The sequence below is a fragment of the Streptomyces sp. NPDC048484 genome (assembly GCF_040651415.1).
In the GTDB taxonomy this organism is placed as follows: Bacteria; Actinomycetota; Actinomycetes; order Streptomycetales; family Streptomycetaceae; genus Streptomyces.
In genome coordinates, this window is the sequence record NZ_JBEZJY010000003.1 from 98,740 (window position 1) to 113,500 (window position 14,761).

Genomic DNA, 14,761 nt, shown 5'->3' on the forward strand with positions numbered 1-14,761 from the left:
TCGAGCCCTCGACGTCTGAGGAACTTCCGTGCCCATCGCACGCCCCGCCCGCCCGGCCGTCCTGCTCCTTTGCGGAGTCATGTGCGCAGTCATGCTGCTGACCGGCTGCGGTGCGACCGACCCGCCCGACGTGGACTCCGAGGCCGCCGTCACTCTGGACAACTGCGGTCACACCGTACGGGTGGAGTCCCCGCCCCGACGGGCGGTCTCCCTCAACCAGGGCACCGCCGAGATCATGCTCTCGCTGGGCCTCGCCGACCGCATGGCCGGCACCGCCACCTGGACCGACCCGGTGATGAAGGGCCTGGAGAAGGCCAACGCGAGGGTGAAGCGGATCGCCGACAACACCCCCTCCTTCGAACGGGTCCTGGACGCCGACCCCGACTTCGTCGCCGCCTCGTTCGAGTCCACACTCGGCAAGGGAGGCGTCGCCACCCGGGAGCAGTTCGAGAAGCTCGGCGTGCCCGCTTACGTCTCGCCCTCCGACTGCGCGGGCAAGGACAACACCGGCGACGGCGACGGCGCCCGGAGCAAGCCGCTCGGCTTCGACGCCGTCTACCGCGAGATACGTGATCTGGCCGAGGTGTTCGGCGTGGAGGAGCGGGGCGACAAGCTGGTCGCCGAGCTGCGGCAGCGCGTGAAGAAGGCCACGTCGGGCATCGACGCCTCGGACGTCTCCCTCCTGTACTGGTTCGCCAACTCGGAATCGCCCTACATGGCGGGCTGCTGTGGATCCCCCGGCATGATCACCCGGGCGTTCGACGCGAAGAACGTCTTCGACGACACCCACGAGGAATGGCCCCAGATCAACTGGGAGACGGTGGCCGACCGCGACCCCGACGTCCTCGTCATCGGCGATCTGACCCGCAAGTCGCAGACCGCCGAGTCCGCGAAGAGGAAGATCGAGTTCCTGGAGACCGACCCGGTCACCAAGAACATGACCGCCGTCAAGAAGAAGCGGTACGTCCTGCTCAGCGGGCAGGCCCTGAACCCGACCATCCGTACCGTCGAGGGTGTCGAGCAAGTCGCTGCCGCCCTGCGGGAGTTCGGGCTCACGGGGTGACACGCCCGCGCGTGGGGCTGCTCTACGCGGCCGGAATGGCCCTGCTCGTGGCATCCGTCGCCTTCGCGATCACCATCGGCCCCGCGGACATCCGCGTCGGTGACGTGTGGGCCGTGGTCGCGTCCCATCTCGGCTGGGGGAGTACGGAGCTGAGCCCCATCCGGGACGGGATCGTCTGGCAGCTGCGACTGCCGCGCACCCTCCTGGCCGCCGTCTGCGGGGCCGGACTCGCCGTGTGCGGCGCGGTGATGCAGTCCCTGCTGCGCAACCCGCTCGCCGACCCGTTCGTCCTCGGGGTGTCCTCGGGCGCCTCGACCGGCGCGGTCGTCGTGGTCGTCCTCGGGGCCGGCGGAGGACTGGTGTCGGTCTCCGCCGGCGCGTTCCTCGGTGCGCTTCTCTCGTTCGGGCTCGTTCTGCTGCTCAGTCACACCCTCGGCGGGACGACGGACCGGGTGGTGCTGAGCGGTGTCGCCGCGATGCAGCTCTTCTCCGCGCTCACCTCCTTCGTGGTGATGACCGCCGCCGACGCCGAGACCACCCGTGGAGTCCTGTTCTGGCTGCTCGGCTCGCTGGGCGGGGTCGGCTGGACCGACGTCTGGGTCTGCCTCGCGGTGCTGGCGGTCACGCTGGCGGTCTGCCTGGCGTACGCGCGCACGCTCGACGCGTTCGCCTTCGGCCAGGACGCCGCCGCGAACCTCGGGGTGTCCGTGGCGCGTACACGTCTGGTGCTGCTGTGCGCGACGGCCCTCCTGACGGCCGCGCTCGTCAGCTCGGCGGGCGCCATCGGCTTCGTCGGCCTCGTCCTGCCGCACGCCGCCCGGGCGCTGGTGGGCTCCGGCCACGCCCGGCTGCTGCCGGTCGCCGCCCTCGCCGGGGCGGTGTTCCTGGTGTGGGTCGACACCCTGGCCCGTACCGTCCTCGATCCCCAGGAGGTGCCCGTCGGCGTGGTCACCTCACTCATCGGCGTACCGGTGTTCGTGCTGGTGCTGTACCGGACACGGAGGACGCCATGACGACCGAAAGCACCACGAGTCCCACGAGTGCCGGGGGTGCCGGGGGTGCGGTGACGTCGGGGGACGCCCCGGGTGCCGGGGGAGACGAGGGTGCTGAGGCCGCCGAGAACGCGGAGGCCACGCCGGCCGCCGGGCTCCGGGCCCGGCACGTCACCCGTACCGCCGACGGACGCATCATCCTGGACGGCGTCAGTATCAGCCCCGCCCCCGGCGCCACCGTCGGCCTCCTCGGCCCGAACGGTTCCGGCAAGTCCACCCTCCTGCGCCTGCTCTCCGGCGTCCTCGCCCCGGCCTCGGGCGTGGTCACCCTCGACGGCCGCCCGCTCGCCGGACTGGGGCGCCGCGACATCGCCCGCCGTATCGCGGTCGTCGAGCAGCAGGCCGACACCCAGGTGGAGATGAGCGTCCTGGACGTCGTGCGCCTCGGCCGTACACCGCACCGCCGCGCCTGGGCGCCCGCTTCCGGGGCCGACGAGGAGGCCGTCCACGAGGCCCTGGCCCGTACCGGACTCGCCGACCGCGCCCATCAGTCCTGGCACACCCTCTCCGGCGGCGAACGCCAACGCGTGCAGATCGCCCGCGCCCTCGCCCAGGAACCCCACGAACTCCTCCTGGACGAACCGACCAACCACCTGGACATCCAGCACCAGCTCGATCTGCTGACCCTCGTCACCTCGCTCCCGGTCACCAGCGTCGTCGCACTGCACGACCTCAACCTCGCGGCCATGTACTGCGACCAGCTCGTCGTCCTGCGCGAGGGACGCGTGGTGGCCGGCGGGACCCCGGGCCACGTGCTCACCGAGGAACTCATCGCCGAGGTGTACGGAGTCCGGGCCGCCGTCACGCGCGACGGCTCCGACGGCCGGCCGCACGTGCGCTTCCTGGGCACCGTGAACCGGCCCGTCCGGCCTGCCGCGCCCCAGGAAATCGCGAACGCGTGTCCGGAATGATGTCGGCATCCCTGCGCACGGCCTCTCACCCGCCTACGCTCAGCCCGTGCTGCGTATCACCGACGCCCGAACCGGCGGCCTCGTCACCGCCACCCCCGCCCGCCGCGGCCTGACCCGCGTCGAGGCCCATGTGCCGCGCCCCGACACCACCGGCCTGCGCGTACTCCTGATCGCCGATGTCCTCGTACGGGCCCTGGAGATCGGCGGGACGCCCGTCTGGACCGTCCTGACCGGCACGGAGCGACGCGCGGAACTCCGGGCCCGGGCCACGGCGCTCGGCATCCGGCCGTTCGAGGACGAACGGGACAGCAGCCCCGGCCTGGGCGAGGCCCAGGTGCTGCGCGTATGCGGCCCGGCAGGCGTGACCGGCAGCGACGAGCCGGCGGGGCACGAGGCAGCCGGCGGCGAGGCGGCCGACGGCGGAACCACGGCCGAGGAAGCGGCCGAGGAAGCGAACGGCGAGGCGAACGGCGAGGCGAACGACGAAGCAGCGGACGGTGGGGTGGCGCGCGGTCTGCACATCGCGGTCGCCCCGGCCGACGTCGAGAGCGGTGTGGCGGACGACGAGGAGAGCGCCACGGCTCTGCGCTTCGCTCTGCTCGCGCGCCCCCGCGGCGAGGCCCTGCGGCTCGGCGCGACCGACCTCGCGGAGGCCGAGGACCACCTGAGGCACTGGCGGGGCGCCGTCGCCACCTGGGCCACCAGGCCCTCCGGCCCCATCCCCGATCCCGTACGGGAACAGCTGCGCGCCGCCTGGGAGGCAGACCTGGACGTGCCCGCCGTACTCGACGTACTGCGCAAGGTGGAGACGTCGGGGACCGTACCGGACGGGGCCCGCTTCGAGACGTACGCCTACGCGGACCGGCTACTGGGGCTGGAGCTCACCCGGGACATCGGCCGCGGGGCGCCGGCGTGATCGCGCGCTCCGGACCGGGCCCGCTGCGCCGGCTGGTCGTGCTGCGGCACGCCAAGTCCGCCTGGCCGGACGGGGTCGCCGACCACGAGCGGCCGCTCGCACCGCGCGGGCGCCGGGACGCCCCGGCCGCCGGACGCGCCCTCGCCGCCGCCGACTGCCTGCCGGATCTCGCACTCTGCTCCACCGCCGTACGCGCCCGGCAGACCTGGGAGTTGACCGCCGCCGAGTGGGGCACGCCGCCGCCGGTGTGCCACGATGCGCGGCTGTACGCGGCAGACGTGCCCGAGTTGCTCGAAGCGATACGCGAGGCACCCACGGACGCCGAGACCCTGCTGCTGATCGGGCACAACCCCGGCCTGGAGGAACTGGTCCTCACCCTGGCCGGGGACAGCCTCGACGACGCGCTGGACGACGTCCGCACGAAGTTCCCCACCTCGGCGATCGCGATCCTCGCGTGGCACGGCAGCGGCTGGGCATCACTCGGCCCCGGCACGGCACTGCTCACGGACATGATCGTGCCGCGCGGCAAAAAGGGGGACGGCAGGAAGGGGGACGGCAGGCAGGGGTGACTGGCAGGGGTGACAGGCAGTCCCCCTCCCGCGGGCCCGTCGGCCGGTGGTCGCCCGCGTGTCCGCGGCGCGCATACGCTGGCCTGATGCAGGACGAGTACCGCACCGTGGCCCGCGCAGGCGTGCACGAGACCGAGATCAACCGCTCCCGTTTCCTCTGCGCGCTGGCGCCGGCGGCCACCGAGCGGGAAGCTCAGGACTTCGTAGCGGCCGTCCGCAAGGAGCACGCGGACGCGACGCACAACTGCTTCGCGTACGTCATCGGCGCCGACGCCGCCGTCCAGAAGGCGAGTGACGACGGTGAGCCGGGCGGCACCGCGGGCGTCCCGATGCTCCAGATGCTGCTGCGGCGCGACATGCGGTACGTCGTCGCCGTCGTCACCCGCTACTACGGAGGCGTCAAACTCGGTGCGGGCGGCCTCATCCGGGCCTACGGCGGCGCGGTCGGAGAGGCGCTGGACACCCTGGGCACGCTCACGCGTAAACGCTTTCGTCTCGCGACCGTGACCGTCGACCACCAGCGGGCGGGCAAGGTGCAGCACGATCTGCGGTCGACCGGCCGCGAGGTGCGTGACGTGGGCTACGGGGAGGCCGTCACCATCGAGATCGGGCTGCCGGACGCCGAGGTCGAGGCCTTCCGGAGCTGGCTGGCCGACATCACGGCAGGGACAGCGGGCTTCGAACTGGGCGGAGAGTCGTACGGGGACGCGTAGGCAGCCGCACAACAGGCGGAGCAGACGTCTGCCGTCATCCGAAGCCGGCTGCCGGTGGCAGACTGGGGTTCGTGATGGACCAGGTACTGACAGGCGTTAGCGTGGTCGGTGCTGAGAGCGAGGACCGTGCTGGTCCGGTGCTGAGTCCAGGGGCGAAGTAGGGGGAAGCATGCACGTCGGAGCGGCGTCTTGAGAATTCTGCACACTTCCGACTGGCATCTGGGCCGGGGGTTCCACCGTGTGAACATGCTCGGTGCCCAGGCCGGGTTCATCGGTCACCTCGTCACGACCGTGCGCGAGCGCGGCGTGGACGCGGTGGTGGTGTCGGGAGACGTGTACGACCGGGCCGTGCCCCCGCTGGCCGCGGTGGAGCTCTTCGACGACGTGCTGCACCGTCTGGCCGACCTCGGTGTACCCACGGTGATGATCTCCGGGAACCACGACTCGGCGCGCCGGCTCGGCGTCGGAGCCGGGCTCATCGACCGCGCGGGCATCCATCTGCGGACCGAGCCCTCGGCCTGCGGCACCCCCGTGATGCTGCAGGACACCTTCGGGGACGTGGCCTTCTACGGACTGCCGTATCTCGAACCGGCCCTGGTGAGAGACGAGTTCGGGCTGGAGAAAGCCGGTCACGAGGGTGTGCTCGCCGCCGCCATGGACCGGGTGCGCGCCGACCTTGCCACACGCGCGCGGGGCACCCGATCCGTCGTCCTCGCCCACGCCTTCGTCACGGGCGGCGAGGCCAGCGACAGCGAGCGGGACATCACCGTGGGCGGGGTCGCCGCCGTCCCCGCCGGGATCTTCGACGGGGTCGACTACGCCGCGCTCGGCCATCTCCACGGCAGCCAGACCATCACAGCGCGTGTGCGGTACTCGGGGTCGCCGCTGCCGTACTCCTTCTCGGAGACGGACCACCGCAAGAGCATGTGGCTGGTCGACCTGGGGGCCGACGGTTCGGTGGAGGCCGAGCGCGTCGACTGCCCCGTACCGCGCGCGCTGGCCCGTATCCGGGGCGGGCTGGAGGATCTGCTCGCCGATCCGGAGCTGGCGCGCCACGAGGAGGCCTGGGTCGAGGCGACCCTCACCGACCCCGTGCGTCCCGCCGACCCCATGGCGCGGCTCGCCGAGCGGTTCCCGCACACGCTCAGCCTCGTCTTCGCACCCGAGCGGGCACCCGACGACCCCGACGTGTCGTACGCGCGGCGGCTCGCGGGCCGCAGCGACCAGCAGATCGCGGAGGACTTCGTGGCCCATGTGCGCGGCGCCGGTCCCGACGAACGCGAACAGGCCGTGCTGAGGGACGCCTTCGACACCGCCCGCGCCGAGGACACCGTCCGCGAGGTCGCCAGGTGACCACGTACGACCCGAACAGCCAGGAGGTCCGATGAGGCTGCACCGGCTGCACATCACCGCCTTCGGGCCGTTCGGCGGCGCCCAGGAGGTCGACTTCGACGACCTGTCGTCCGCCGGGCTCTTCCTGCTGCACGGGCCGACCGGCGCCGGTAAGACCTCCGTCCTGGACGCCGTCTGCTTCGCGCTGTACGGCTCCGTACCGGGCGCCCGGCAGGGCGGTTCGCTGCGCAGCGACCACGCGCTCTCCAGCACCCGCACCGAGGTGACGCTGGAACTCACCGTGGCCGACCGCCGCCTGGAGGTCACCCGGCAGCCCCCCTGGGAGCGGCCCAAGAAGCGCGGCACGGGCACCACGACGGAGAAGGCGCAGAGCTGGCTGCGCGAGTACCACGCGCCGGCCGGCTCCTGGAAGGACCTCAGCCGCTCCCACCAGGAGATCGGCGAGGAGATCACCCAGCTCCTCGGGATGAGCCGCGAGCAGTTCTGCCAGGTCGTACTGCTGCCCCAGGGCGACTTCGCGCGCTTCCTGCGGGCCGACGCCGAGGCCCGCGGCAGGCTCCTCGGCCGCCTCTTCGACACCCAGCGCTTCGCCGCCGTCGAGCAGCGCCTGGCCGAGCGCAGGCGGCTGGCCGAGACACGAGTGCGCACCGGGGACGCCGAGTTGCTGGCCGACGCCCACCGGATGCAGCAGGCGGCCGGTGACCTCGTCGAGCTGCCGCTGCCCGACCTGACGCCCGGCGATCCGGGGCTCACCGAGGCCGTGCTGGAGTGGGCGGCCATCGCCAGGAGCACGGCCCGCGAGTGGTTCACGATCGCCCACTGCGCGCAGGCTGCCACCGAGTCGGCCCACGCCGCCGCGGATCGCGTACTCGACGACGTACGCGAAGTCGCGAGGCTGCAGCACCGGTACGCCGAGGCGCGGGAGCGGGCCGCTCGGCTGGAGGAGCGCTCCGGGGCCCACCAGGAGACCCGGACGCGCATGGAACGTGGCAGGAAGGCCGAGGCGGTGGCGCCGGCGCTCGGGCTGCGGGAGACGACGGAGGCCGAGCACAGGCGGGCGGCCGACGCCGAGTCACGCGCGCGTGTCCTGCTCCCCGATGCCCTCACCGACGCCGGGGCCACCGGCCTCGCGGCCGCCGCACGCAAGGCCGCCGAGGAACTGGGCGGACTGGAGTCGGCCCGCCGCGGCGAGCACCGGCTCACCGAACTCCACACCGAGCGGCAGGAGCTGGACCGCCAGGAGCGCGCCGACGAGGACGTACTGCAGGACGCCGAGCAGTGGCTCTCCGAGTGGGAGACGACCAAAGCCGGTCTCCAGGCCCGTATCGAGTCGGCTCAGGAGGGCGCCACCCGCGCCGAGCAGCTCGCCGTGCAGCGCGAGCCCGCCCGCTCGCGGCTCGCGGCCGCCCGGCTGCGCGACCAGCTCGCCGGAGACACCGACGAGGCCCACGCGCGCGTGCTCGCCGCGCGCGAGCGGGCGACGGACGCGCGCGCCCACTGGCTGGACCTCAAGGAACAGCGGCTCAAGGGCATCGCAGCGGAACTCGCCGCGAGCCTGGTGGACGGTGAGGCCTGCGCCGTCTGCGGCGCAGCCGAGCACCCCGCTCCGGCCCGGAAGGTCGAAGGACACGTCGACCAGCGGGCCGAGGACGAGGCGCTCGCCGCCCACCAGAGCGCCGACGAACAGCGAACCGAGGAGGAGCGGCGGCTCGGGGTGGTGCGCGAGGCGCTGGCCGCCGCCACCGCCGAGGCGGGGGACACACCCACCGGCCGACTCGCCGAGCAGGCCGAGGAGTTGGAGGAGCGACACGCCGAGGCGCGGGGCGCCGCCTCGGGGCTGCACGCGGCCAGCGAGGCGCTCCGGCAGGCCGAGCACGAGCACCGGCGGCGGGTCGCCGCCCATCAGGAGGCCGCGGTGCGCGGCGCGTCACGGACCGCGCGCAGAGATGCCCTGGCCCGTGAAGCATCCACCCTGGACGGGGAGTTGGCGCAGGCCAGAGGCTCGGCGGGCAGCGTGGCCGAGCGGGCCGCCGAGTTGGAGCGGCGGGTCTCGACGCTCACCGAGGCCGCGGACACCGCGCGCGTCGCGGCGGACACCGCGCAGCGGCTCAAGGACGCCGACGCGCGGCTCGCCGACGCGGCCTTCCGCGCCGGGTTCGACACGCCGCAGGCCGCCGCGGCCGCGCTCCTCGACGACGTGGCCCATCGGGAGCTGCAACGACGGCTCGACGCCTGGCTGCAGGAGGAGGCGACGGTCCGCGCGGTACTCGCGGAGGCCGCGACGGCGGCCGCCGCGCACCAGCCGCCCGCCGATGTCCAGGCCGCCGAACAGACCGCCGCGGTGGCCGTCCGGCGGGTGCGCGAGGCGGCCTCCGCGCGTGACGCGGCCGACCGCCGTTGCACGGAACTCGACCGGCTGACCCACCGGGCTGCCGGGTCCGTCCGCCGGCTGGGACCGCTGCGCGAGGAGTACGAGCGCGTGGCCCGCCTCGCGACGCTCGCGGCCGGCACCTCCGCGGACAACGAACGCCGGATGCGCCTGGAGTCGTACGTCCTCGCCGCCCGCCTGGAACAGGTCGCGGCGGCCGCCACGGCGCGGCTGCAGCGTATGTCCGCCGGGCGGTACACGCTCGTCCACTCCGACGACCGGGCCGGCCGCGGCCGCAGCGGGCTCGGACTGCACGTCGTCGACGCCTGGACCGGGCGCGAGCGCGACACGGCGACGCTCTCCGGGGGTGAGACGTTCTTCGCCTCCCTCGCGCTCGCGCTGGGCCTCGCGGACGTGGTCACCGACGAGGCCGGCGGGGTACGCCTCGACACGCTCTTCATCGACGAGGGTTTCGGCAGCCTCGACGACCAGACGCTCGACGAGGTCCTCGACGTACTGGACTCGCTGCGGGAGCGGGATCGCAGTGTCGGCATCGTCAGCCACGTCGCCGATCTGCGCCGACGGATCCACGCGCAGCTGGAGGTCGTGAAGGGTCGGTCGGGGTCGGTCGTCCGGCAGCGGGACGGCGGCTGACGAGGCGCGTCGCGGGAGCCGGAAGACTCAGTCGCGTATCAGCTGGACGGCCAGGCAAAGGAATCGTCAATTCCGGCCCGCCCGGGCGTGTAGTTTCTGCCCATGGCGAGATATGCAGGCCCCGGTTCGGTCGAGTGGGTCGAGTCGGGCGGTGGACCGCTCATAGCGATACCGGAAGTGGTGCTGCCGTTCTGGACGGGGGCCGACGGCGACGAGCTGGCCTCCGACTACGACAGGGCATGTGAGGTGGAGGGCTTCGTAGGCCTGCTCCCCGTCGGCAACGCCACGGCCCTGGTCCTCGGTGAGGATCCCGCCGCCACGTCCTATCTGCCCGAACACGGCACGTTCGTACGGTGGTCCGCGGGCGACTCGGAGCGTGAGCTGCTGGCCGGGGTTCCGGCCGCCCTCGACTCCGCGGCGTGGGGGCGCGAGGTGCACTGGCAGGTTCCCGGGGCCGTCGTGCTGTTCGACGCGGCGTGGCCGGGGGCGGAGGCCACGAAGACGGGGCACCTGCGGATCCCCCTCGAACCGGGGCGGTACGCGGTGCGCGGGGCGCACGCCGAGCCGGGACCGGAAACATGGATCGGGCTCGTGCAACTGCGGTCGCCGGGGCGGTGAATGGGGCCGGGCCCGCGTGACTCGGGGCACGTACTCGCGTAACCCGGGGCACGTGCCCGCGTAACCCGGGGTACGCGCGGGGTTGTTGCGCCGCACGGCGGGGGAGGCGAGCCGATCAGCATGCTCCGTCGCCGAAGTCGCCGAAGTCGAGTCGATCAGCATGCTCCGCCGCCGAAAATGACCTGCGAATGACGCGAGTACCGACCACCATGGTCCGCCATGCCACCTCAACTTCCCCCACCTACCACCGAAGCCCTGCGCCGCGACCCGTTGCCGTTGCGGGGGCGCACCGCCCTCGTCACCGGGGCCTCCCGGCGCGCAGGGATCGGCTATGCCGTGGCCCGGCGCATCGCCGCGTACGGGGCGAGCGTCTATCTGCACCATCACGTGCCGCACGACGCCGGGATGCCCTGGGGTGCGGATCGCCCGGAGGAGGTCGCCGCCGGAGTCCGAGAGGCGCTCGGCGACCCCGGGGCGCGGGTCGTCGACGGGCCGGGTGACCTCTCCGATCCGGCTGCCCCGGCCGAACTGATCGCCAGAGCGGCGGACGCACTCGGAGGGCGGCTCGACATCCTCGTCGCCAACCACGCCCTCAGCGGCTCGGACGGGCCGCTGGACGCGATCGACGCGGCGCAGCTCGACGCGCACTGGGCCGTCGACACCCGGTCGGTGATCCTGCTCGTCCAGGCCTACGCCAGGCTGCGTGCCGCGCAGCCGCGGCGTGCGCCGGGCGGGCGCGTCATGATGATGACCTCCGGTCAGGACATCGCGGGCGGGATGCCGCAGGAGATCGCGTACGCCCTGCAGAAGGGCGCCCTCGCCTCGGTCACCCGCTCCCTCGCGACCACGCTCGCCGAGCACGCCGTCACCGTGAACACCGTCAATCCCGGCCCGGTCGACACCGACTACCTGACGGGTCAGGCGTATCGGACGGTCGCCTCGATGTTCCCGGGCGGGCGCTGGGGGATGCCGGACGATCCCGCGCGGCTCATCGCCTGGCTCGCGACGGACGAGGCCGAGTGGATCACCGGACAGGTCATCGACTCGGAGGGCGGCTTCCGGCGCTGAGCCGATCGTGCGGCGTTGAGTCGGCCGTGCGGCGCTGCAGTGGTCGTACGGTTCGGCGGCCGGGTCGGGCCCGGCCGCCGTGTTCCGTCAGAGCCGCGACAACTCGTCCACCAGGTCGTCCAGGCCCAGCGAACCCTGGGACAGCGCCGCCATGTGCCACGCCTTCGCGTCGAAGGCGTCGCCGTGGCGCTTGCGCGCGTTCTCACGGCCCAGCAGCCAGGCCCGCTCGCCGAGCTTGTAGCCGATGGCCTGGCCGGGGATGGAGAGGTAGCGGGTCAGCTCGCTCTCCACGAAGTCCGCGGGGCGGCTGCTGTGCGCGCCGAAGAACTCCTGAGCCAGCTCCGGAGTCCACCGCTCGCCCGGGTGGAAGGGCGATTCCGCCGGAATCTCCAGCTCCAGGTGCATGCCGATGTCGACGATGACGCGGGCCGCGCGCATCATCTGCGCGTCCAGGTAACCGAGCCGCTCCTCCGCGTCCTTGAGGTAGCCGAGTTCGTCCATGAGCCGTTCCGCGTACAGGGCCCAGCCCTCGGCGTTGGCGCTGACCCCGCCCACGGTGGCCTGGTAGCGGGAGAGGTCCCCCGCGACGTGCACCCACTGGGCGAGCTGGAGGTGATGGCCGGGGACGCCCTCGTGGTACCAGGTCGACACCAGGTCGTACACCGGGAAACGGGTCTGCCCCATCGTCGGCAGCCACGTACGGCCGGGGCGTGAGAAGTCCTCCGACGGTGGCGAGTAGTACGGGGCGGCGGCGCCGCCCGGCGGGGCGATGCGGGACTCCACCTTCCGTACCCGCTCGGCGAGTTCGAAGTGGGTGCCGTCCAGTTCCTCGATCGCCCGGTCCATCAGGCCCTGCAGCCACTCGCGGACCTCGTCGACGCCCTCGATGTGCCTGCCGTGCTCGTCCAGGTGCGCGAGCGCCACCCACGGGGTCTCGGCGCCGGGCAGAACCTTCTCCGCCTCCTTCTCCATCTCGGCGAAGAGCCGGTGGTACTCGGCCCAGCCGTACGCGTACGCCTCGTCCAGGTCGAGATCCGTACCGTTGAAGTAGCGCGACCAGCGCGCGTACCGCTCGCGGCCCACCGTGTCGGGCGCGCCCTCGATCGCCGGCGCGTACACGTCGCGCATCCAGTCGCGCAGCGCGACGACGGCGGCCGTCGCCGCCCGCGCGGCCTCGTCGAGTTCCGTGCGCAGGGTCTCGGGTCCCGCCGACGCGAAGTCCTCGAACCAGCCGCGGCCCGAACCGTCCATGTCCGCCCACTCGGTGAGCTGCCCGACGAAGGTCGCAGTGGGGCGCGGACCCGCGTACAGCTTCCGCTCCAGACCGAGGGCGAGGCATGCGCGGTAGCCGTCGAGGGCCGTCGGCACCGCGCGCAGTCGCTCGGCGATCGCGGCCCAGTCCCCGTCCGTGTCCGCCGGCGTCACGGTGAACACCTCGCGCACCGCGTGCGCGGCCGTTTCCATGTTGCCGACGGCCCGCAGGCCCTCCTCGGCGTCGTGCACGCCGAGTTCGGCGGTGAGGCGCTCGCGCAGCAGGCGGGCGCAGCGGCGCTCGATGTCACTGTCCGCGCCCGGCTGCCGCTCCGCCTCGTCGAGCCGGTCCAGAGTCACCCTCGCCAGTCGCGCGAGCGCCTCCTGGCCGGCGGGCGAGGTGTCGGGCAGCCTGCTGGAACTCTCCTTCACGCCGAGATACGTACCGATGACCGGGTCGAGGGCGACGAGCTCGTCGACGTAGGTGTCGGCGACCTCTCGGGGCAGCGGGTTCTTCGTCTGTGACATGCGGCCATCCTCATACGGCGACGGTCGCCACGTCAGCTCGGTTTTCCGTTCCTACCGCCGTAGGGGGCGACCGACGAGTGGTCGGGTCGGCCGCCCTCTACGGTTCAGCCGTCTCCGTCAGTCGCGCACGGAGTGCTCGGGCTCGGGCCCGGACGCGGGCCTGTGCCCGTACTCGTGCCCGGTGGCCTCGGCGTACGGCAGCCCGGCGCGCCGCGGTGCCGGGTCCAGGCGGGTGTCCAGGCGGGCCGTGATGACGAGGGTGCCCTCCTCGATCTGGTAGTCGAGGGGGAGGCCGAGGCCGCGCATCGCGGCGACCATGCCGGTGTTGGACGATTGCGTGACGGCGTACACACTCCCGCAGCCTGCCTCGACGGCCATCGCCACCAGGCGGCCGAGTAGTTCGCCGCCGATACCGCGCCGCTGCCAGTCGTCCTCCACCAGCAGCGCGATCTCCGTCTCGTCGCCGTCCCAGAGGAGATGTCCCATCCCGACGACGCGCCCCGACGCGGTCTGCACGGCGAGCGTGCGCCCGAAGCGGGGGCTGAGAAGGTGCTTGAGGTACTTGTCCGCGTCGCCGACGGGCCCGTGATAGCGCATGCTCAGCGTCCGCTGCGAGCACCGCTCGTGCATGGCCCTCGCGGCGTCGACGTCACCGGGATCGGCGCGGCGTACGGTGATGGCGTTGCCCCGCGGCAGTGTCAGGACGTCCTGGCTGCGCGGGACCCGCGGGCCGAGCCTGGCGTCCAGTTCGACCAGCGCCCGCGCCCGGGCGAACTCGGTGGGCGTGAACGGCAGATAGGGCCGCTCCACGGTGATCACTCCGCCTTCCGGGGCGCGCAGCCGCATCACCGTCTCTTCGAGCGACCCCTCGACGAGCGCCCCCTCGTCCGAGCGGTCCCCGGGCACCGACGTGGCGGGCACCGACCGGATCGTGCACCGGCCCAGCAACTGCCGCAGCGCCAAGGGAAGTTCGGCCGCGTCCAGCGCGGTGCGCGTCGCGAGGCCAAGCACCCGCGTGGGCGCGTCCACCAGGTCGTGCGCGTCCGCCCGCTCGATCCATGTGCCGGAGCCGCCCGACAGCGACACCGCACGCGTGACCTCGGACGCCGCCATCGGCGCGGGGGCACGCAGCAGGAACTCGTCCACGGTGCCCTCGGCCAGCGGATGTGTCTGCAGGCTCAGGATGTCGACCCGCAGTTCCGCCAGCGCCATGCACAGCGCGGCGAGCGAACCCGGCTGGTCCCGCACGGTGGTACGCATCCGCCACAGCACGGTTTCCCCGGCCGCCCCGGCCTGCCGCACGGATGCGGCCGGCCGGGCGCCGGTATCGCCTGTCGGCGGGGCGTGACCGTGGCGTCGTGACCACCATGTGTGGAACCCGGCCGTGGCGATCAGTGCTACCGCGGAGATCGCGAGCAGGGCGGGGCCGTCGGGGCCGTGCCCGATCAGGTTCGCCACGGCGTCGGCGACTGCCACCGCCGTGAACAGGGCGGCCAGTTCGACGAGATCCCTGCGCCAGTGGTGGACCGGTCGGCCGTTTTTCGCGCGTGTCACATCAGACATGTCCGGAGTCATACAGCCACTGTGGAGTACGTGTGTTGCGTGATCGCGAACGCCTTGTGACTGATCGGTTAAGGATGCATCTGTCTTCTTTGTTGCATTTTTCACTATTCCCTGGCGGAACTCGAACGCCCACG

At 72.9% G+C, this 14,761-nt stretch carries 12 protein-coding genes; 10 read left to right on the top strand and 2 right to left on the bottom strand.

Annotation, left to right across the window (positions count from 1 at the left end; genetic code table 11):
• Window positions 1-28: 28 nt before the first annotated feature.
• The 10 genes from AB0D14_RS03755 (at window position 29) to AB0D14_RS03800 (ending at window position 11,285) form a co-directional block, all read left to right on the top strand.
• A complete protein-coding gene (locus AB0D14_RS03755) occupies window positions 29-1,063 on the top strand; it encodes an ABC transporter substrate-binding protein (RefSeq protein WP_362774191.1) in 1,035 nt (344 codons plus the stop codon).
• Between the two features lie 35 nt (window positions 1,064-1,098).
• On the top strand, window positions 1,099-2,076 hold the full coding sequence (locus AB0D14_RS03760) for an iron chelate uptake ABC transporter family permease subunit (RefSeq protein WP_362774648.1): 978 nt from the start codon (window positions 1,099-1,101) through the stop codon (window positions 2,074-2,076).
• A complete protein-coding gene (locus tag AB0D14_RS03765; protein ID WP_362774194.1) occupies window positions 2,073-3,026 on the top strand; it encodes an ABC transporter ATP-binding protein in 954 nt (317 codons plus the stop codon). Before AB0D14_RS03760 ends, AB0D14_RS03765 begins: the two co-directional genes overlap by 4 nt.
• Before the next feature lie 46 nt (window positions 3,027-3,072).
• Window positions 3,073-3,942: a hypothetical protein gene (locus AB0D14_RS03770; RefSeq protein ID WP_362774196.1), complete on the top strand. Its 870-nt coding sequence runs from the start codon at window positions 3,073-3,075 to the stop codon at window positions 3,940-3,942.
• Complete coding sequence (locus AB0D14_RS03775; RefSeq protein ID WP_362774198.1) at window positions 3,939-4,511, top strand: histidine phosphatase family protein; 573 nt, start codon at window positions 3,939-3,941, stop codon at window positions 4,509-4,511. Before AB0D14_RS03770 ends, AB0D14_RS03775 begins: the two co-directional genes overlap by 4 nt.
• An 86-nt stretch (window positions 4,512-4,597) precedes the next feature.
• Window positions 4,598-5,224: a YigZ family protein gene (locus AB0D14_RS03780; protein WP_362774201.1), complete on the top strand. Its 627-nt coding sequence runs from the start codon at window positions 4,598-4,600 to the stop codon at window positions 5,222-5,224.
• A gap of 189 nt (window positions 5,225-5,413) precedes the next feature.
• Window positions 5,414-6,577, top strand: a complete 1,164-nt coding sequence (locus tag AB0D14_RS03785) for an exonuclease SbcCD subunit D (RefSeq protein ID WP_362774203.1) — start codon at window positions 5,414-5,416, stop codon at window positions 6,575-6,577.
• Window positions 6,578-6,608: 31 nt separating this feature from the next.
• A complete protein-coding gene (locus AB0D14_RS03790; RefSeq protein WP_362774206.1) occupies window positions 6,609-9,599 on the top strand; it encodes an SMC family ATPase in 2,991 nt (996 codons plus the stop codon).
• Between the two features lie 102 nt (window positions 9,600-9,701).
• The gene (locus AB0D14_RS03795) at window positions 9,702-10,217 is read left to right on the top strand and encodes an immunity 21 family protein (RefSeq protein WP_362774207.1); all 516 of its coding nucleotides are present in this window, start codon (window positions 9,702-9,704) and stop codon (window positions 10,215-10,217) included.
• A gap of 219 nt (window positions 10,218-10,436) precedes the next feature.
• Window positions 10,437-11,285: an SDR family oxidoreductase gene (locus AB0D14_RS03800; RefSeq protein ID WP_362774210.1), complete on the top strand. Its 849-nt coding sequence runs from the start codon at window positions 10,437-10,439 to the stop codon at window positions 11,283-11,285.
• A gap of 87 nt (window positions 11,286-11,372) precedes the next feature.
• On the opposite strand, the gene AB0D14_RS03805 is transcribed toward AB0D14_RS03800, so the two are convergent.
• A complete protein-coding gene (locus AB0D14_RS03805; protein ID WP_362774213.1) occupies window positions 11,373-13,064 on the bottom strand; it encodes a DUF885 domain-containing protein in 1,692 nt (563 codons plus the stop codon).
• Window positions 13,065-13,181: 117 nt separating this feature from the next.
• Window positions 13,182-14,627: a GNAT family N-acetyltransferase gene (locus tag AB0D14_RS03810; protein WP_362774216.1), complete on the bottom strand. Its 1,446-nt coding sequence runs from the start codon at window positions 14,625-14,627 to the stop codon at window positions 13,182-13,184.
• Window positions 14,628-14,761 lie beyond the last annotated feature (134 nt).